The sequence below is a fragment of the Streptomyces scopuliridis genome, from assembly GCF_042790125.1.
GTDB lineage: Bacteria > Actinomycetota > Actinomycetes > Streptomycetales > Streptomycetaceae > Streptomyces > Streptomyces scopuliridis_A.
In genome coordinates, this window is sequence record NZ_JBHTZS010000003.1 from 399,063 (window position 1) to 420,186 (window position 21,124).

Genomic DNA, 21,124 nt, shown 5'->3' on the forward strand with positions numbered 1-21,124 from the left:
CTGCTGGCCGAGCCGGACCGCCCCATCGGCGACCACGACCTGCTGACCGCCGGCGAGCGGGAGCGGCTGCTCGGCACCTGGAGCCGCACCCCGGCCGAGGTACCGGCCGGCACCCTGGCCGGCCTGTTCGAGGCACAGGCGGCGCGCACGCCGGGGGCCACCGCCCTGTGGTGCGAGGGCGAAACGACCGATTACGCCGAGCTGGACCGCCGCGCCAACCGGCTCGCCCGTGAACTGATGTCACGCGGCGTCGGCCCGGGGCGGATCGTCGCGGTCGCCGTACCGCGCTCCGTGCGGCAGGTCACCGCGTTCCTGGCGGTGGCCAAGGCGGGCGCCGCCTATCTGCCGGTGGATCCGGAGTACCCCGCCGAGCGCCTGGAGTTCATGCTCACGGACGCCGCGCCGGCCGCGCTGCTGGCCACCGAGGCGTCGTGCGGCCTGCTGCCCGCCGCGCCGGGGGTGCCGACCTGGGTGCTGGACGAGCCGGAGTTCGCCGGCTCGGTGGCCGCCCGTCCCGCCACCGCCGCCGGGGGCAGGGCCACCCCCGGCAGCCCGGCTTACGTCATCTACACGTCCGGGTCGACCGGCAGGCCCAAGGGAGTGCTGGTCAGCCACACCGGTCTGGCGTCGTTCGCGCACAGCCACGCCGAGCGGCTGGGCCTGGACGGCGAGAGCCGGGTGTTGCAGGTGGTGTCGACCAACTTCGACGTGTCGATCGGTGACCTGGCGATGAGCCTGCTGTCGGGCGCCGCCCTCGCCCTGCCGGACCCGGCCAGGGAGTTGGCCGGCGACGGTCTGGCCGACGCCATCGACTCGGCCGGAGCCACCCATGTGATGCTGCCGGCCCCGCTTCTGGGCACCCTGCCCGAGCGCGCGCTGCCCACCCTGCGCTGCGTCGTCTCCGGCGGCGAGGCACTCTCGCCGGGCCTGCTCGCGCGCTGGTCGGCCGGACGCACCGTCATCAACGCGTACGGGCCGACCGAGACCACCATCGCCGCCACGCTCAGCGATCCGCTGTCGGGCGACACCATGCCGCCGATCGGGCGCCCGGTCGCGAACACCCGGGTCCTGGTGCTCGACGAACGGCTCCGGCCGGTGCCGGTGGGAGTCGCCGGAGAGCTCCACATCGCCGGCTCCGGCGTGGCGCTCGGCTATCTGGGCCGCACGGCCCTGACCGCGGAACGGTTCGTCGCCGACCCGTACGGGCCCGCCGGCGGACGGATGTACCGGACCGGCGACGTGGTGCGCTGGAACGCCTCCGGGCAACTGGAGTTCGTCGGCCGCACCGACGAGCAGGTCAAGATACGCGGCTTCCGAGTGGAGCCCGGCGAGATCGAGACCGTGCTGCTCGCCCGGTCCGGGCTCGCCCAGGCCGCGGTGGTCGTCCGCGAGGACCAGCCGGGGCTGCGCCGACTCGTGGCCTACGTGGTGCCCGAAGCGGGCGCCGGCGTACCCGAGCAGGCCGTGCTGCGCAAGGACGTCGCGGCCGTCCTGCCCGACTACATGGTGCCCGCCGCCTTCGTCGTGCAGGACGCGCTGCCGCTCACCGCGAACGGCAAGCTCGACCGTGCCGCGCTGCCGGCACCCGAGTTCGACACCGGCGTGCCGGGCCGCGACCCGGCCACCGCACGCGAGAAGACCCTCTGCCGGATCTTCGCCGACCTCCTCGGCCGGGAGACGGTCGGGGCCGACGACAGCTTCTTCGACCTCGGCGGCGACAGCATCGTCTCCATCCAGCTCGTCAGCCGGGCCCGTGCGGCCGGGATCGAACTGACCGTCCCCGACGTGTTCGAGTGCCGTACCCCCGCGGCGCTCGCGCAGATAGCCGAGGCCGCGTCCGAGACCCTCACCGAGGACCCGGACGCCGGCATCGGAGAGCTGCCGCTGACCCCGATCATGCACTGGTGGCGGGAGCACGGCGGACCGCTCGACGGCTTCCACCAGGCGATGATGGTGCGGACGCCCGCCGCACTCGACCTCACCGCGCTGACCGCCGCCGTACAGGCGGTGGTCGACCGGCACGACGCCCTGAGGCTGCGTCTGACCAGGGCCGGCGACGAGGACTGGCGGATCGAGGTACGGCCCCGCGGCGAGGTACGCGCCGGGGAACTCGTCCACCGCGTGGACTTCGCCGAAGCCGCGGCATCCGGCGACGAGGAGGCCCGGCGCGCGCTGCTCGTCGAACACGGCCGGGCCGCCTCGGGGCGCCTGACCCCCGAATCCGGCTCACTGGTGCAGGTGGTCTGGTTCGACGCGGGCGCCGGCCGGCCCGGCCTGCTGCTGCTGGCCGTGCACCACCTCGCGGTGGACGGCGTGTCCTGGCGGATCCTGCTGCCGGACCTGGCCGCCGCCTGGTCCCAGGTGGCGGCGGGCCGGGAACCCGCACTGGACGCCGTGGGCACATCACTGCGCACCTGGGCCGTCCGGCTCGCCGAGGAGGCCCATGAGGCACGCAGGCTGGAGGAGCTGCCGCTGTGGCGTGCCGCTCTGGGCGGTCCCGACCCGCTCCTTGCGACGCGCCCGCTGGACAAGCGGCGGGACGTGTTCGGCACCGCGCGGACACTGACCCTCACCCTGCCCGCCGAGGTGACCGAACCGCTGCTGACCAGCGTGCCGGCCGCCTTCGACACCGGAATCAGAGACGTCCTGCTCACCGGCTTCGCGGTGGCCGTCGCCTCCTGGCGGGCCCGGCGCCAGCCGTCCCTGGGCAACGCCGTGCTGGTGGAGATGGAGGGCCACGGCCGGGAGCCGGTGGTCAAGGGCGCCGATCTGGCCCGTACGGTCGGCTGGTTCACCAGCTCCTTCCCGGTGCGCCTCAACCCCGGACAGGTGGACTGGAACGACTTCTGGGCCGGCGGCGAGGCGGTGGAGACCGCGCTCGCCAAGGTGCGCGCGGGCCTCGCCGCACTGCCCGACGGCGGCGTCGGCTACGGAATGCTGCGCTACCTCAACGAGCGCGCGGGCGCCCAACTGGCCGGGCTGCCCGCGCCGCAGATCGGCTTCAACTATCTCGGCCGGTTCACCGCGGGCGGTGGTGACGCCGAGGCACAGGACTGGAGTCCGCCGCCCGGCATGGCCGGTCTCACCGGTGGCGGCGACGCCGCCATGCCCATGGCGCACAGCCTGGATCTCAACGCGCAGACCCAGGACCATCCGGACGGCCCGCGGCTGGTCGCCGCGTGGGCATGGCCGGACGAAATGTTCGACGAGGCGGAGGTGCGGGACCTGGCCGAGACCTGGTTCCGCGCCCTGACCGCCATCGCGGCCAGGCCGGAGAACCGGCAGGCGGCCCCCGACCGGACGCAGGCGGCCACCTTGGTCCCGGTGGACCGGCGGGAATGGGACGAGTTCGAGAACGAGCTGGACGACGAGGGGTTGTCATGGTGAACCAGTCGCGCATCGAGGATCTCCTGCCCTTGTCGCCCTTGCAGGAAGGGCTGCTGTTCCATTCCCAGTACGCGGAGGACGACGGCGAGGCCCTCGACGTCTACACCGTCCAGATCGCGGTCGACCTGGACGGTGCGCTGGACGCGGGCCGGCTCCGTGCCGCGGCCGCCACGCTGTTGCGCCGGCACGCCAACCTCCGTGTCGCCTTCCGCCGCCGCAAGAACGGCGATCCGGTGCAGCTGGTCCACCGCGAGGTCGAACTTCCCTGGTTCGAGGCCGATTTCGGCGGCGAGCCCGCCGAGCGACAGGAGACCCTGCTCGCGGAGTTCATGGCCGCCGACCGCGTGCGCCGCTTCGATCTGAGGCGCGCGCCGCTGGTGCGCTTCACCCTGATCCGGCTCGGCGAGAACCGCTGCCGGTTCCTGCTGACCAACCACCACATCCTGCTCGACGGCTGGTCCGGGCCGCTGCTGATGCGCGAGCTGTTCGTGCTGTACACCGGCGGCGAACTGCCGCCGGTGACGCCCTACCGGGACTACCTGTCCTGGCTGGGCCGGCAGGACCGGCGGGCCGCGCTCGACGCCTGGCGCGACGCACTGGGCGAGGTCGGCGAACCCACCATGGTCGCGGCGGACGCCGGCCGCGCCGCGGTGGTGCCCCAGGACCTGCTGGTCACCCTGACGGAGGAGGTGAGCGACGGCCTGACGGAGACGGCCCGGCGCTGTGGCGTCACGCTCAACACCGTGGTGCAGGCGGCCTGGGGCGTCCTGCTGGGACGGCTGACCGGACGCGACGACGTCGTCTTCGGAGGCACCGTCTCGGGTCGCCCGTCGGCGATCCCCGGTGTGGAGAACATGGTCGGTTCCTTCATCAACACCCTGCCGGTACGGGTCTCCGCGCGGCCGGCCGACTCCTGGGCGCGGTTGCTGGAACGCCAGCAGCGCGGGCAGGTGGCCCTGCTCCCGCACCACCACCTCACCCTCGCCGAGGTCCAGGCGCAGTCCGGGGTGGTGGGCGAACTGTTCGACACGCTGGTCGTGTTCGAGAACTACCCCGTGGAGGCGGACGGCCTCGGCGAGCCGGCCGAGGGCATCCGGATCACCGGCGCGGTCGGCCAGGACGCGACCCACTATCCGCTGGCGCTGTTCCCCGCGCCGGGCCGGCGCATGCGGATCAGGCTCGGCTACCGGCCGGACCTGTTCGACCGCGACCGCGCGCAGGGCATCCTGGACGCTCTTGTCGGCATCCTCATACAGATCGGCGCCGACCCCGAGGCGCCCGTCGGCCGCGTCCGTACCCTCCCCGAGGCCGAGCGCCACCGGCTGCTGACGGAGTGGAACGACACATCGGCGCCCGTCGGCGCCGACTTCCCCGTCGGCCGCTTCGAACAGAACGCGGTCCGGACACCGGACGCGACCGCGGTCGTCGACGCCGATGGCGAGGTCTCCTACCGGGAGCTCGACGCGCGCGCCAACCGGCTGGCCCGCCACCTGACCGGCCTCGGCGTCGGACCGGAGTCATGGGTCGCCGTCGCCCTGCCCCGGGGCGCGGCACTCGTGACCGCCCTGCTGGCGGTCCTCAAGACCGGCGGCGCCTACGTCCCCCTCGACCCGGAGTACCCGGCCGACCGGATCGGCTACATCCTGGACGACGCGCGGCCCTGCGCGCTGGTCACCGACTCCTCCGTGACCGGTCTGCCCGAGGCCGACGGGCTCCGGCGTGTCGTGCTCGACGATCCGGCGGTCGCCGCCGCGATCGCGCAGCTGCCCGGCACCGGTCCGCTCGACGCCGACCGGACCGCGCCACCCCACCCGGCCAACCCGGCCTACGCCATCTACACCTCCGGCTCCACCGGCCGTCCCAAGGGCGTCGTCGTCTCCCGTGCCAACCTCGCCAATCTGGTCGCCGACATGCGGACCCGGTTCGACGTCGGCGCCGCCGACAGGCTGGTCGCGGTGACCACCATCGCGTTCGACATCGCCGCGCTGGAGCTCTTCGTACCGCTGAGCGCCGGTGCCGCCGTCGTCGTGGCCTCCCGCGACGAGGTGCTGGACCCGTCGGCGCTCGCCCGGCTGATCAGCGGCACCGGCGCCACGATCATGCAGGCGACCCCCACGCTCTGGCAGGCCCTGGTCGCGGAGCGGCCGAAGGCCCTGGACGGCCTGCGGGTCCTCGTCGGCGGCGAGCCGCTGCCGGCGGATCTCGCCACCCGGCTGTGCGAGCTGGCCGCCGACGTCACCAACGTCTACGGACCGACGGAGACCACGGTGTGGTCCACCTCGGCCCGATTGCGCGGCAGACCCGGGCTGCCCCCGATCGGCCGGCCGATCGCCAACACCCGGGTCTACGTGCTCGATTCCGCCCTCGCGCCCGCCCCGGTCGGCGTCACGGGCGACCTGTACCTCGCCGGTGACGGTGTCGCCCGCGGCTACGCCCATCGGCCCGGCCCGACCGCGGAACGGTTCGTGGCCGACCCGTTCGGAGCGCCGGGCTCCCGCATGTACCGCACCGGCGACGTGGCGCGCTGGGCGGCCGACGGCCAGCTGGAGTTCGCCGGCCGGGCCGACGACCAGGTCAAGATCCGCGGCTTCCGGGTCGAACCGGGCGAGATCGAGGCAGTGCTGACCGCGCACGAGGCCGTCGCCAGGGCCGCCGTCGTCGCACACGCCGACGAATCGGGCGAGAGCCGACTCGTCGCCTATCTGGTCCCGGTCTCCGACCGGACCGTGCCGGCCGTCGACGCGCTGCGCGCCCACGCGGCGGCCCGGCTGCCCGAGTACATGCTGCCCGCCGTCTTCATGCCGCTGGACGCGCTGCCCGTGACACCGAACGGCAAAGTGGACCGGAAGGCGCTGCCCGCCCCCGATTTCGCCGCGCTCGTCACCCGTCAGGCCCCGCGCACCCCGCAGGAGGAGATCCTGTGCGGCCTGTTCGCGGAGATGCTCAACCTGCCGTCGGTCGGCATCCACGACAACTTCTTCGAATTGGGCGGCCACTCCCTGCACGCGACCCGTGTCGTCAGCAGGATCAGGTCGGCCTTCACGGTCGAACTCCCGCTGCGCGAGCTGTGGGAGGCGCCCACCGTCGCGGAACTGGTCGGCCGGATCGGCGGTGCGGCCGGTGCCCGGACCCCCCTCCGGCCGATGGAGCGGCCGCGGGAGATCCCGCTCTCCCACGCCCAGCGCCGCCTGTGGTTCATGAACCGGTTCGAGCGGACCAGCACGGCCCACAACATCGTCCTGGCCGTGCAGCTGACCGGGCCGCTCGACGTCGACGCGCTGCGCACGGCCGTACGCGACGTGGTCGCCCGGCACGAGAGCCTGCGTACCGTCTTCCCCGACACCGACGGCGAACCGCGCCAGGAGATCCTCCCCGCGGACCGGGGCGGCGAACTCGCGCTGGTGCGCACCACCGCGGAGGACCTGGACACCGCCATCGCGGCCGCGTCCGCGCAGAGCTTCGACCTGGCCACCGAGACCCCGCTGCGGACCACCCTCTTCGAGACCGGCCCGCGGTCGCACGTCCTGCTCACCGTGCTGCACCACATCGCCGGTGACGGCTGGTCGCTCGACCCGTTCTCCGGCGACCTGGCACGCGCCTACACCGACCGGGCCGCGGGCCGGGCGCCCGACTGGCAGCCGCTGCCGGTCCAGTACGCCGACTACACCCTGTGGAACGACGGCATCCTCGGCTCGGAGGACGACCCGGAGAGCCGCGTCCACCAGCAACTCGCCTTCTGGAAGGAAGCGCTGGCGGACCTGCCGGACGAGCTGCGCCTGCCCACCGACCGGCCACGGCCGGCCGCGGCGGACCACCAGGCCGACTCGGTGCTGGTGCACCTTCCCGCCGAGCTGCACCGCGGCCTGACCGGGCTGGCCCGGCAGACCGGTACCACGCTGTTCATGGTCCTCCAGTCGGGCCTGGCCTCGCTGCTGTCGGTGCTGGGCTCGACGTCCGACGTCGTGATCGGCAGCCCGATCGCGGGCCGTACGGACGACGCGCTGGAACGGGTCGTCGGCTTCTTCATCAACACACTGGTGCTGCGTACCGACCTGTCCGGCGAGCCCACGTTCACGGAGCTGCTGGGCCGGGTCCGCGAGGCCGACCTCGCGGCCTACGCCAACCAGGACGTGCCGTTCGAGCGGCTGGTCGAGGTGCTGAACCCGGAGCGCTCGCTCGCCCGCCACCCGCTCTTCCAGGTCTCGCTGGCCCTGCAGAACACGCCGGAGAGCGGCATCGGACTCACCGGCCTGGACTGCGCCGTGCGCCAGGTGCCGGTGAAATCCACCCAGTTCGACCTCTCCCTGAGCTTCAACGAGAGCGTCGACCGCGAGGGCGAACCGCGTGGCATCGACGGCATCGTGGAGTTCCGCCTCGACCTCTTCGACCGCGCGACGGTCGAGACGATGGGGGAGAGGCTGGTGCGCTTCCTGGAGGCCGTCGTCGCCGATCCCGACCTGCCGGTCGGGTCCATCGACGTGCTCTCGGCACCCGAACGCCGCCGGATGCTCGTGGAGTGGAACGACACGGCGCGGGCCGATGTGGTGCCCGCGACGTTCCCGCGGCTGTTCCAGGCGACCCTGGAGCGCGACCGGGACGCGGTGGCCGTGATGTCCGGCGAGGCGCCGCTGTCCTACGGGGAGGTGGACGAGCGGTCGAACCGGCTCGCCCGGGTCCTGATCGACGCGGGTGTGGGGCCGGAGCGCGTGGTCGCGCTGCTGCTGCCGCGGTCGGTGGAGATGGTCGTGGCGCAGCTCGCGGTGCTGAAGGCCGGCGGTGCCTACCTGCCGGTGGACCCGGACTATCCGGTCGACCGGGTGAAGTACCTCCTGAGCGACGCCGGACCGGCTCTGACGCTGTCCACCCGGCAGACAGCGGAGCGGCTGGCCGGTGCGGTCGGCGGGGAGCGGTGGCTGGCGGTCGACACGGACCCGGGCCTCCAACAGGCGGACGCTTCGCCGGTGGGCGACGGGGACCGGACGGCTCCGCTGCGGCTCGACCACCCGGCGTATGTGATTTACACCTCCGGGTCGACCGGACGGCCCAAGGGCGTGGTGGTCTCCCACCGGGGACTGGCCGCCTTCGCCGCCTCGTGCGTGGAGCGGTTCGCCGTCGACGCGCGGTCGCGGGTCCTCCAGTTCTCCTCGCCGAGCTTCGACGCCTCGGTGCTGGAGCTGTGCATGGCGGTCGCGGCCGGCGCCGCCCTGGTCGTGCCGCCGGCCGGCCCGCTGGTGGGCGAAGCGCTGGTGGAGGTCCTGCGCGCGCACCGGGTCTCCCACGCCCTCATCCCCCCGGCCGCACTGGTGAGCGTCCCGGCCGGGGAAGCCGGCGAACTCACCCACTTCCGGGGCCTGGTCGTGGGCGGCGACGCCTGCTCGCCCGAGCTCGTGGCCCGCTGGGCGCCCGGCCGGCGCATGGTGAACGCCTACGGCCCCACCGAGGCGACCGTGGCCGTCACGATGAGTACGCCCCTGACGCCCCACGGCGCCGTACCCATCGGCTCCCCGGCGATCAACACCCGGGCCTTCGTCCTCGACGGCCGCCTGCGCCCCGTCCCGGTCGGCGTCTCCGGCGAGCTGTATGTGGCCGGTGACGGGCTGGCACGCGGCTATCTGGGCCGGCCGGCGCTGAGCGCCGGGCGGTTCGTCGCCAACCCCTTCGGCCCGGCCGGATCACGGATGTACCGCACGGGCGACATCGTGCGGTGGACCGCGGACGGCGCTCTGGAGTTCACCGGCCGCGCGGACGACCAGGTCAAGATCCGGGGCTTCCGCATCGAACTCGGCGAGATCGAGACCGTGCTCGCCGGGGATCCCGCGGTCGCCCACGTCGTCGTCAGCGCGCGGGAGGACGAGGAGCACCGCAAGCGGCTCGTCGCCTATCTCGTTCCCGTCGCCGACGCCGTGATCGACACCGGACGGCTCCGGGAGCTGGTGGCCGCCACCCTGCCGGACCACATGATGCCCGCCGCGTTCGTCCCCCTCGGCGAGCTGCCGCTCACCCCGCACGGGAAGCTCGACCGCAAGGCCCTGCCCGCCCCCGAGTTCACCCCTTCGCGGGGCGACCGGGCGCCGGGCAACGAGACCGAGCGGACCCTGTGCGGGCTGTTCGCCGATGTGCTGGGCCTGTCCGACGTCGGGGTCGACGACAGTTTCTTCGACCTCGGCGGCGACAGCATCGTCTCCATCAAGCTGGTCAGCCGGGCCCGCGCGGTGGGCATCGAGTTCACCGCCCGGGATGTGTTCGAACACAAGACCGTCGCCGGCCTCGCGGCGGCCGCCAGGAGTACGGAGAAGTCCTTGCGTGACCGCGGTGACACCGACGGCGTCGGCTCGGTGCCGCTGCTCCCGATCATCCACTGGATGCGGGAACGCGGCGGTCCGGTCACCCGCTTCAACCAGACCATGATGGTGGTCGTCCCCGCCGACCTCGGCATGAAGCGTCTGGAAGCCGCCCTGCAGACGGTCCTCGACCACCACGACGCGCTGCGGATGCGGCTCCGCCGCACCGGCCGTCTGATCTGGAACCTGGATGTGCCGCCCCGCGGAGAGGTGCGCGCCGCGGACTGTGTCCACCGGGTGGACATCGCCGGGCTGGGCAAGGAGGCGACCGGCGTCCGTATCGGGGAGCATGTCCAGGCCGCCTGGGACCGGCTCGACCCGGAGGCCGGCGCGATGGTCCAGGCGGTCTGGTTCGACGCCGGCCCGGCCGCCCCCGGCCGGCTGCTGCTGGTCGTGCACCACCTCGTCGTGGACGGCGTCTCGTGGCGGATCCTGCTGCCCGACCTCGCCGACGCCTGGGCCGAGGTGGCGGCCGGCCGGACACCGGAACTGGCGCCGGTGGGCACATCGCTGCGTACCTGGGCCCAGCGGCTGACCGAGGCCGCGCAGGACGCCGAGCGTGTCGGGGAGCTGGAGACCTGGCTGGACGTGCTCGGCGAGTCCGATCCGCTGCTGACCCCCGAACCGCTCGACCCGGGCCGGGACGTCACCGCGACCGCGCGCACGCTGTCCCTGGTGCTGCCCACCGACCTGACCGCGGCGCTGCTGACGACCGTGCCGGCCGCGTTCCACGCCCGGGTCAACGACGTCCTGCTCACCGCGTTCGGCGCGGCGGTGGCGCGGTGGCGGCAGACCCACGACCGGGGCGATCACACCGGCGTACTGATCGACCTTGAGGGCCACGGCCGCGAGGAGATCGTCGACGGTGTCGATCTGCACCGCACCGTCGGCTGGTTCACCAGCCTCTTCCCGGTCCGGGTCGACGCGGGCCGGCTCGACTGGGACGAGTTCCGCGATGGGGGTCCGTCGGCGGGCAGGGCGCTGAAGGAGGTCAAGGAGCAGCTTCGCAGGCTGCCCGAGAACGGCATCGGCTACGGCCTGCTGCGCTACCTCAACCCGCAGACCAGCTCGATACTCGCGGGCACGCCCAAGCCGCAGATCGGCTTCAACTACCTGGGCAGGTTCGCCGTCGCCGAGGAGCAGGCGCAGGCGGCGCCCCAGGAGTGGAGTCCGGCACCGGAGTCCGGCGGCCTCGGCGGAGGCGGCGACGCCGAGGTGCCGCTGAGCCACGGCATCGACCTGAACGCGCAGACGCAGGACCGGGCCGACGGCCCGCGCCTGATCGCCGTCTGGTCGTGGGCGGACGCGCTGTTCACCGAGGACGAGGTGCGCGAGCTCGCCGAGACCTGGTTCGAGGCTCTCGGCGCCCTCGTCGCGCATGTGGCCCGGCCCTCGGCCGGTGGCCACAGCCCCTCCGACCTCTCGCTGGTCCCGCTGACCCAGGCGCAGATCGACCTGGTCGAAACGGCCGAACCCGGCCGGCTCGAAGACGTGCTGCCGCTCACCCCGTTGCAGGAGGGCCTGCTCTTCCACGCCCAGTTCGACGAGAACTCCCCGGACGTCTACAACGTCCAGATCGCCGTGGACGTCGAGGGAGGCATGGACGCGCCGAGGCTCCGGGAGGCGGCGGCCGGGCTGCTGCGCCGGCACGCCAACCTGCGGGCGGCGTTCCGGCAGCAGGGCCTGGACCGTCCCGTGCAGGTGGTACGGCAGGACGTGGAACTGCCGTGGCGGGAGCTGGACCTCGGTGGTCTGACCAGCGAGGAACGGGAAGCCGGACGGGCCGCGTTCATGGCCGCCGACCGGGTGGACCGGTTCGATGTGGAGCGGCCCCCCTTGTTCCGGTTCACCCTCGTCCAGCTGGGCGACGGGCGCCACAGGTTCGTCCTCACCACCCATCACATCCTGCTGGACGGCTGGTCGGCGCCCCTGGTGATGCGCGAGCTGTTCGTGCTGTACGCGGGCGGGGAACTGCCCGCGCCCACCCCGTACCGGGAGTACCTGTCCTGGCTGGGCCGACAGGACAGGCAGTCCGCGCTCGCCGCCTGGCAGAAGGTGCTCGAAGGCGTCGGCGATCCGACGCTGATCGCCCCCGAGGACTCCGGCCGCCGGGCGACCGTACCGGACGAACTGCTGCACCGCGTTCCGGAGGAGCTGACCACAGCGGTGGGCGCCGCGGCCCGGCGTTGCGGTGTCACCCTGAACACCGTCATCCAGACGGCCTGGGGCGTCCTGCTGGGACGGCTGACCGGTCGTGACGACGTCGTGTTCGGCGGCACGGTCTCCGGCCGGCCGCCCGAGATCCCCGGCGTGGAGAGCATGGTCGGCCTGTTCATCAACACCCTGCCGGTACGCGTCCGGGTACGGCCCGGCGAGTCCTGGGCCGCGCTTCTGGGCCGCCTGCAGGAGCAGCAGACCGAGCTGATGGGCCATCAGTACCTCGGGCTGCCGGACATCCTGCGTGCCCAGGGCGTCGACACCCTCTTCGACACCCTCACCGTCACCGAGAACTATCCGATGGACACCGGCGCCCTCGGAAAGCCCACCGAGGGGCGGCGGATCACCGGTCTGGAGGCGCGGGACGCCAACCACTACCCGTTCTCGCTGATCGCCGTTCCGACCAGGGAACTGCTGTTGAAGTTCGAGTACCGGGGCGAGCTGTTCGAGCGCGCCGAGATGGTGCGCTGGATGGACTGGCTGGTCGGACTGCTCGGCCACTTCGCCGCCGGTCCGGAACAGACCGTCGGCGAGGCGGAGTTGCTGACCCCCGAGGAGCGCCGTCGGGTGCTGGGGGAGTGGAACCGGCCGGCGCGGCCCGATGTGGTGCCGACGACGTTTTCGGGGTTGTTCACGGAGTGTGTGGCGCGCGACCCGGAAGCGGTCGCGGTGGTCCGCGGTGACGAGTCCTTGTCGTACCGGGAGGTGGACGAGCGGTCGAACCGGCTCGCGCGGCTGCTGATCGACGCGGGTGTGGGGCCGGAGCGCGTGGTGGCGTTGGTGTTGCCGCGGTCGGTGGAGATGGTGGTGGCGCAGCTCGGAGTGCTGAAGGCGGGTGGCGCGTATCTGCCGGTGGATCCGGAGTATCCGGCCGAGCGGATCAGGTTCGTTCTGGATGACGCTTCTCCGGCACTGGTGTTGTCGTCGGAGGAGACCGCCGGGCGGCTGGCCGGTCTGGTCGATGGGTTGCGATGGCTGACGGTCGACTCCGATCCGGGCAGGGACGCGGTCGACGGCTCGCCGGTGGATGAGGGAGACCGGTTGGCCCGGTTGGGAGTTGATCACCCGGCGTATGTGATCTACACGTCGGGATCGACGGGGCGGCCGAAGGGCGTGGTGGTCTCGCACCGGGGGCTGGCCGGTTTCGCGGTGTCGTGTGTGGAGCGGTTCGCCGTGGACGCGCGCTCGCGTGTGTTGTTGTTCTCTTCGCCGAGTTTCGATGCGTCGGTGCTGGAGTTGTGCATGGCGTGGGGTGCCGGTGCGGCTCTGGTGGTGCCGCCCGCCGGACCGCTGGTGGGCGAGGCGCTCGCGGACGTCCTCAGGACGCGGAACGTCTCCCACGCCCTCATCCCGCCCGCCGCACTGGCGAGCGTGCCGGTGGAGGCGGCGGGTGAGCTGAGCGGGTTGCGGTGTCTGGTGGTGGGAGGTGACGCGTGCGCGGCGGAGCTGGTGGCGCGGTGGGCGCCGGGCCGCCGGATGGTGAACGCGTACGGGCCGACCGAGTCGACGGTGGCCGTGACGACGAGTGGTCCGCTGGTGGCCGGCGGCGGGGTGCCGATCGGTTCACCGGTGGTGAACACACGGGTGTTCGTGCTGGACGGGTGGCTGCGTCCGGTGCCGGTGGGCGTGGCGGGTGAGCTGTATGTGGCCGGCGACGGCTTGGCGCGTGGGTATTTGGGCCGGCCGGGGCTGAGCGCGGAGCGGTTCGTGGCGCATCCGTTCGGACCCGAGGGGTCGCGGATGTACCGGACCGGAGATGTCGTGCGCTGGACCCGGGACGGCGTGCTGGAGTTCGTGGGCAGGGCGGACGAGCAGGTGAAGATCCGCGGCTTCCGGATCGAACTCGGGGAGATCGAAACCGCGCTCAACGAGCACGGGACCGTCGGCCAGGCCGTCGTCACCACCCGCCGGAACGACGAGGACACCAAGAGCCTCGTCGCGTACGTGGTGCCGGCCGACGGGGCGACGGTCGAGGTGCACGCCCTGCGCGCCGCCCTCGCGGAACGGCTGCCCGACTACATGGTGCCCGCGGCCGTCGTCGTCCTGGACGCACTGCCGCTGACCCGGCACGGCAAGCTCGACCGCGCGGCGCTTCCGGCACCCGAGGTCAACCCCACGGACTGGACGGGACCGCGCACGCTGCAGGAGGAGATCCTGAGCGGCCTGTTCGCCGAGGTGCTCGGCCTCGACGCGGTCGGTGTCAAGGACAGCTTCTTCGACCTCGGCGGGGACAGCATCATGTCGATGCGGCTGGTCACCAAGGTCCGCGCCACGTTCGGCGCGCGGCTGAGTATCCGGACCATCTTCGAGGCGCCCACCGTCGCGGAACTGGCCGGTCAGCTGGCCGGCGGCGCCGAGGGGGACACGCTGGACGTGCTGCTGCCGCTGCGTACCACCGGCGCCAGGGCACCGCTGTTCTGTGTGCATCCGGCAGGTGGGCTGAGCTGGGTCTACTCGGGCCTGATGAAGCACATCGGTTCGGACCGCCCGCTCTACGGACTTCAGGCCAGGGGGCTCGCCGATCCGTCGGCGACGCTGCCGGCCAGCATCGAGGAGATGGCGGAGGACTACATCGCGCAGATCCGCGGCGTCCAGCCGCACGGCCCCTACCACCTGCTCGGCTGGTCGCTGGGCAGTCTGGTGATCCACGCCATGGCCACCCGGCTCCGGGCCGAGGGGGAGGAGGTCGGGCTGCTGGCCAACCTCGACCAGTACCCCATCGACCGCGCCGAACCGGCGCCGGAGCGCCTGCCGGACCAGCAGGACGCGCTGCGGATCATGCTGGACTTCGTCGGCTACGACATGGCCGGTCTGGGCGATGAGCCGCTGGAATACGCCATGGTGGCGGACGTGCTGAGGGAGCGTCAGAGCGTCTTCGCCAACCTCGACGAGTCCGCGATCGCCGCGCTGGCCCAGGTGTTCGCCAACAGCCGCACCCTGATCGGCGGGTTCGAGCCGCAGCCGCTCGACAGCGATGTGGTGGTCTTCGTGGCCGAGCCGGACGAGACGGTGCCCGCGGCGGAACTGGCCGCGCGGGCCGAGCGGTGGCGGCCGTTCGTGACCGGAAGAATCGAGTACCGGGTGGTGCGCTGCACCCATCCCCACATGATGCGGCCCGAACCGGCCGCGGAAATCGGCCGCGTACTCGCCGAAAAGCTCCAGGAAAGCAAGTAGTCGGACCCTCTCTCGCAGACCACGATGAACGGCGGAAAAATGACCGCGCACACGATGCCGATACCGGACGACATCTCCACCATCGATCTGACCCGTCCCCGGACGTTCGAGGAGAACGACCTCAGCGCGTACTGGCGGCGGTTGCGTACCACCCGGCCGCTCCACTGGCATCCACCGGCCGGCGACGCACCGGGCTTCTGGGTGGTCAGCCGGTACGCGGATGTCATGGCGCTGTACAAGGACAACAAGCGGCTCACCTCCGAGAAGGGCAACGTGCTGGTCACGCTGCTCTCCGGGGGCGACTCCGCCGCCGGCAAGATGCTCGCCGTCACCGACGGGGCCATGCACCGGAACCTGCGCAACGTGCTGCTCAAGAGCTTCTCCCCGCACTCGCTCAAGCCCATCGTCGACCGGGTCCGGGCCAACACCACGCGGCTGGTGGTGGAGGCCGTGCGCCGTGGTGAGTGCGACTTCGCCACCGACGTGGCCGAGCACATTCCGCTGAACACCATCTCCGACCTGCTCGGGGTGCCCACCGCGGACCGCGAGTTCCTGCTGAGCCTCACCAAGTCCGCGCTCAGTTCGGACGAGGAGGGCCAGTCCGCCACCGATGCCTGGCTCGCCCGCAACGAGATCCTGCTGTACTTCAGCGAGTTGGTCGCCGAGCGCCGCGCGAGGCCGACCGACGACGTGATCAGCGTTCTCGCCAACAGCACCGTGGACGGCGAGCTGCTGACCGAGGAGGTCATCGTCCTCAACTGCTACAGCCTGATCCTCGGCGGCGACGAGACCAGCCGGCTCTCGATGATCGACTCGGTGCTGACCCTCAGCCGGTACCCGGACCAGTGGCAACTGCTGCGCGACCGGAAGGTGACGCTGGAGTCGGCCACCGAGGAGGTGCTGCGCTGGGCGACCCCGGCGATGCACTTCGGCCGCCGCGCGGTGGCGGATATGGAGCTGCACGGACAGGTGATCGCCGCGGGTGACGTTGTCACGCTGTGGAACAGCTCGGCCAACCGGGACGAGGAGGTCTTCGCGGACCCGTATGTCTTCGACCTGAACCGGTCACCCAACAAACACATCACCTTCGGCTACGGCCCGCACTTCTGCATCGGCGCGTATCTGGGCCGGGCCGAGGTGAACGCGATGCTCGACGCCCTGCGCACCTACACCACCGGGTTCGAGATCACCGGCGAGCCGCAGCGGATCCACTCCAACTTCCTCACCGGGCTGTGCGGCCTGCCGACGCGCTTCCAGCCGGACGAGGCCGCGTTGGCCGCGTACGGGACCGAGAGCGGAGCACGCCTGTGAACCGGCCCGCCGACGTCAGCCCGCTGAAGTGGTTGCGTTGGTACCGCAAGGCGGCCGAGCCCCGACTGCGGCTGGTGTGCTTCCCGCACGCGGGCGGCGCGGCCAGTGTGTTCCGTGACTGGCCCCGGTGGCTGCCCGAGGACATCGAGGTGATCGGGGTGTGCTACCCGGGCAGGCAGGACCGGGTGATGGAGCCGTGCGTCGACGAGATGGGCGCGCTGACGACCCGGATCGCCGACGCGCTGCAGGGCTACGCCGGAGGACGGCTCGCCTTCTTCGGGCACAGCATGGGTGCTTCCGTCGCCTACGAGGTGGCGCTGCGCCTGCAACAGCGCACCGGTTCGCCCCTGGCGTGGCTGTTCGTCTCCGGGCAGCTGCCCCCGCACCGGGTGGTGCCGAAGAGTGTGCACCGGCGCGGCGACGACGCGATCGTCGACGAGGTGCGCAGGCTCGGCGACCCGGACGCCGGCACCGTGCTGGACGACCCGGATCTGCGGGAGCTCGTACTGCCCGCGATCCGGGCGGACTTCCATCTGATCGGCACCTATCTCCCGCGCCCGGTCTCACCGTTGGCCACACCGGTCACGGCGTACGTCGGGGACGGGGACGAGGAGGTGCCGGTCGAAGGCCTGAAAGAGTGGGTGGCGGCGACCGCCACCGGCCGCTTCGACCACCGGGTCTACCCCGGTGGTCACTTCTACCTGCTGGAGGACCCCGAGGCTCTCGTGCGCGACCTCGCGGGCCATCTCACCACCGCCTCCGTCGCCGGCTGACCGGCGCGGGGCGGTGGCCGGCCGGTACCGACGCGAGGGTCAGGAAATCGCGAACTGCTTGCCGGCGAGGTCCAGCAGCAGGCCGAACACGTCGATCACCGCGACGCCCGCGATGAGCGACATCCGCCACCTGCGCCGCCCGGTGGGCGTGCGGATGAACTGCCAGGCGGCCAGGGCCAGCAGGAGGCCCTGGATCAGGAAGCAGGGCTCGAACACGACGATGTCCAGTATCGCGGATTGACGGTTCTCCGCGGCGGCGGTGGCCGGGCTGACACCGGACACGACCGGGAAGTTGACGGCGCCCTGCCACCCGCTCAGGTAGAGGGTCTTGGTGATCAGACCGTAGATCGCGTGGGAGACGCACACGACCGCCCCGGTCCATATCGGAACCAGCAGCGTCCAGGAGGGAACCCGCCGGGCGATCGGATGGTTCAGCGCGAGAACGAAGAACGCGCCGATCACCATGATGACGCTGACGACCCAGTTGACCGCCTGGACCGCGGCCTTCTCCTGCAGCGCCAGCAGCGGCAGTCCCCAGGTGCCGCCGACCGCCCAGTAGAGATGGAGCGCCATGAAAAGGAGCGTGAAAGCGAAAGCCAGCTGAACCCATACCGGTTGCGGTCGAAGTGTTATTTCCGGCTCTCGGTCGCCCGAATTCGCACTTTCATCGATCGGCATTGATTTTTCGAAGGTCATTCACAATCCTTACATCCGCGGTCCGACCGGATCGTCAGCACGGTATCACCAGGCTCCGAGATACCTGTCCCGCACGTATCAGATTCTTCGATGAGAAGTCCGGATCCGGCCTTGTCAATGCTAGCTTCGGCACAGTCGATGCGACAACCGCCGCCATCGGTGGAGCAGTTGACGTTGTCTGTTTCCCTGCGGAAAATCCGGCGTTGTCCGACCTGAATCGTTGAGCCGTGACCAGCGCGGACTTTGAGTCTATGGGGGTGAACGTGTGGATATTGCAATCCAGGCCGAGGGGCTGCGTAAACGATACGGCGGTAAACAGGCCAAGGACGCGCTGAACGGTGTCGACCTGTCGGTCCCCGCCGGCACGATCTTCGGGCTGCTCGGCCCCAATGGGGCCGGAAAGACCACCATCGTCCGAATTCTTGCCACCCTGCTCGCCGCGGACGGCGGCGAGGCCGCCGTGGCCGGTTTCGACGTGCGTCGTCAGCCGAAGGAGGTACGCCGGCGCATCGGGCTGACCGGTCAGTACGCGGCGGTGGACGAGAGGCTGACCGGCCGGGAGAACCTGCGCCTGATCGGGACCCTCTATCACCTCGGCCGGAGCACCACGCGGGTCAGAGCGGACGAGCTGCTCGAACGGCTCGACCTGACCGACGCCGCCGACCGGCCGGTGAAGACCTACTCCGGCGGCATGCGGCGCCGGCTGGACCTCGCGGCCAGCCTGATCGCCGAGCCGCCGGTGCTGTTCCTGGACGAGCCGACCACCGGGCTCGACCTGACGAGCCGGCTGACGCTGTGGGAGGTGATCCGCGGCCAGGTGCGCGGCGGCGTCACCGTCCTCCTCACCACCCAGTACCTCGAAGAGGCCGACCAGCTCGCGGACCGCGTCGCCGTGCTGAACAACGGCGGTGTCATCGCCGAGGGCACGCCGGACGAGCTGAAGGACCGGGTGGGCGACGACCGCCTCCGGGTCACCGCCGTCTCCGCGAAGGACGTCATCGAGTTGACCAAGGTGCTGAGCCGGTTCAGCGGCGACGAGCCCCTCGTGGACGAGGAGAGGAGGACGGTCTCGGTGTCGATGACCGAAGGCGTCCGTGGCATAGCGACGGTGGCGACCGAGCTGGCCGAGGCCGGCATCCCGGTGGCCGACTTCCAGCTCAGCCGCCCGTCGATGGACGAGGTCTTCCTGTCCCTGACCGGCGCCGCGCCGCGGCCGGTGGCCGAAGGAGCCGTGGCGTGACCGAGTCCCTCAGTGATTCCCTCGCCCTGATAGGCCGCCACCTGCGGCATATCGCCCGGGTGCCGGAGCGGCTGTTGAGCGTGACGCTGATGCCGGTGATGTACGTGATCGTGTTCGGCTTCCTGTTCGGCAGCGCCATGCAGGTCGAGGGCGGCGACTATCGCGAGTACATCATGGCCGGCATCTTCGCCCAGGTCATGCTGGCCAACCTGCAGACCACCGCGGTCGGTGTCGTCGACGACCTGCGCAACGGGCTGGTGGACCGGTTCCGTTCGCTTCCGATGTCCCGTTACGCCGTGCTGATCGGGCGCACCGTCTCCGACCTGCTGCTGTCGTCGATCGCCGTGGTCGTGATGGCTGTGGTCGGCTATCTGATCGGCTGGCGGGTACACACCGGCGTCGGCAACATCGTGGCCGCGTTCGGCCTCCTGCTGCTGCTGGGCCTGGGCGCGGCCTGGCTCGGCGCTCTGCTCGGCCTGTCGCTGCGCAACGTCGAAGCGGTCAGCGCGGTGATGTCCATGGTCATGATGCCGCTCACCTTCCTCTCCAGCGCCTTCATCCCGCCCAGCGGGCTGCCGGGATGGCTGCAGGCCATCACTGTCTGGAACCCGCTGTCGTCGGTCGTCGAGGCCGTGCGCCAGCTGTTCGGCAACCCCTCCTCCGTCGGCGACACCTCCTTCCCCGCACTCCACCCCGTGCCCGTCGCCATGGTTCTGATCGCCGTGATGATCGCGCTGGCCATGCCGCTCGCCGCCCGCAGATACCGGACCGCCTCGGCCCGGTGAACCGCTGGGCCGAGAAGGCGCCGCCTACCCCCGAAGGAGCACTGCGATGACGCCTGGCGTCAATACGTCCGCCGGTCTCGAAGCGGACGACGCGCCCGCACCGGAACACAACATCCGTCCGCTCGTGGACACCGCGTTGCTGTCCGACTGGCGGGGTGGCGGCAAGGTCGTGCACTCCGCCCACCGGATCTACGAGCACCTGATCTCGCTGTGGGCACCGGGCGCCATCGAGGCCGCGCACGACCTCGGCGTGTTCGCGAAGCTGAGCACGGGCCCCATGACCAGTGACCAGCTCGCCGAGGCGTGCCAGGCCAACCGGCGGGCCATGCGCGTGCTGATGGACGGCCTGTACGCGTACGACATCGTCGAGCGCGGCTCGGCCGACGACGGCCCCGCGGTCTACCGGATGCCGGAGGAGATGCGCGAATGCCTCCTGCCCGACGGGCTGTTCAGCCTCGTCGGCAAGATCGAATACGACCGTCAACTGGCCTGGCGCTCCTGGCGGAACCTCGCGGACGCGGTGCGCCACGACAACCGCGACGAGGTCGGCGAGCTCCAGCTCAACCAGATCGACGAGCACAACTACGCCTCGCTCGTGCGCGGCATCAACTTCTGGGCGCCACCCGTCGTCGAAGCGCTGCGCGGCGGGTTCGAGACGCTGGACTGGCCCACCGACCGGCCCGCCTCCGTGCTGGACATCGGCTGCGGTACCGGGCTCTACAGCCAGCTTCTGCTGCGCCAGTTCGGGCAGTGGCGCGCCACGGGCCTGGAAGCCCCGCACATCGCCCCGATCGCCGAGGAGCAGGCCGGGCGGCTCGGTGTCGCCGACCGGTTCCAGGTCCAGGTGCGCGACTTCTGGACCGAGAGCTGGGGTTCCGGCCACGACCTGCTGCTCTTCGTCAACATCTTCCATCTCCAGACCCCGGAGTCGGCGCGGGAACTGCTGCACAAGTCCAAGCAGGCCCTCTCGGAGAACGGCATGATCTGCATCGCCGACCACCTGGTCACCGGCGAGCAGGACGCCAAGTCGGTCCAGGACCGGTTCGCGATGCTGTTCGCCGTGTCGATGCTGGCCACCGGGGGCGGCGACGCCTTCCTGGTGGACGAGTACGACGGGTGGCTGGCCGAGACGGGGCTGCGCCGGCTCGCGCTTCTGGACACGCCGATGCACCGGATCCTCCTCGCCGGCCACGCCTGATC

At 71.6% G+C, this 21,124-nt stretch carries 8 protein-coding genes (1 of these 8 running past the window's edge); 7 read left to right on the forward strand and 1 reads right to left on the reverse strand.

The genetic code is table 11. The features are described from left to right. The 4 genes in view from ACFRKB_RS06245 to ACFRKB_RS06260 are tightly spaced (at most 39 nt apart) and all read left to right on the forward strand, a layout consistent with a single transcriptional unit that may run on beyond the window. Positions 1-3,387, forward strand: partial view of an amino acid adenylation domain-containing protein gene (locus ACFRKB_RS06245; RefSeq protein ID WP_383103724.1) — the 3' end only. It extends 10,788 nt beyond the left edge of the window; the window shows 3,387 of its 14,175 coding nt (coding positions 10,789-14,175); its start codon lies off the left edge, out of view; the stop codon is at positions 3,385-3,387. Then, on the forward strand, positions 3,381-15,119 hold the full coding sequence (locus ACFRKB_RS06250; protein WP_383103726.1) for an amino acid adenylation domain-containing protein: 11,739 nt from the start codon (positions 3,381-3,383) through the stop codon (positions 15,117-15,119). The genes ACFRKB_RS06245 and ACFRKB_RS06250 overlap by 7 nt, the downstream gene beginning before the upstream one ends. Positions 15,120-15,158: 39 nt before the next feature. Then, entirely contained in the window at positions 15,159-16,430 is a 1,272-nt protein-coding gene (locus ACFRKB_RS06255) for a cytochrome P450 (protein WP_383103728.1), read from the forward strand. Then, positions 16,427-17,203, forward strand: coding sequence for a thioesterase II family protein (locus ACFRKB_RS06260; RefSeq protein ID WP_383103730.1), 777 nt, complete (start codon positions 16,427-16,429; stop codon positions 17,201-17,203). Before ACFRKB_RS06255 ends, ACFRKB_RS06260 begins: the two co-directional genes overlap by 4 nt. A gap of 39 nt (positions 17,204-17,242) precedes the next feature. Here the strand turns inward: ACFRKB_RS06260 and ACFRKB_RS06265 are convergent, their stop codons facing one another. Then, positions 17,243-17,899, reverse strand: a complete 657-nt coding sequence (locus ACFRKB_RS06265) for a DUF3995 domain-containing protein (protein WP_383103732.1) — start codon at positions 17,897-17,899, stop codon at positions 17,243-17,245. Between the two features lie 265 nt (positions 17,900-18,164). Between ACFRKB_RS06265 and ACFRKB_RS06270 the strand changes: the two genes are divergently transcribed. The 3 genes from ACFRKB_RS06270 to ACFRKB_RS06280 are packed head-to-tail and all read left to right on the forward strand — an operon-like array spanning position 18,165 to position 21,122. Continuing rightward, positions 18,165-19,139, forward strand: coding sequence for an ATP-binding cassette domain-containing protein (locus ACFRKB_RS06270; RefSeq protein WP_383103734.1), 975 nt, complete (start codon positions 18,165-18,167; stop codon positions 19,137-19,139). Beyond that, positions 19,136-19,924, forward strand: coding sequence for an ABC transporter permease (locus ACFRKB_RS06275; RefSeq protein ID WP_383103736.1), 789 nt, complete (start codon positions 19,136-19,138; stop codon positions 19,922-19,924). The genes ACFRKB_RS06270 and ACFRKB_RS06275 overlap by 4 nt, the downstream gene beginning before the upstream one ends. A gap of 46 nt (positions 19,925-19,970) precedes the next feature. Then, on the forward strand, positions 19,971-21,122 hold the full coding sequence (locus ACFRKB_RS06280) for a methyltransferase (protein ID WP_383103738.1): 1,152 nt from the start codon (positions 19,971-19,973) through the stop codon (positions 21,120-21,122). Positions 21,123-21,124: the final 2 nt, after the last annotated feature.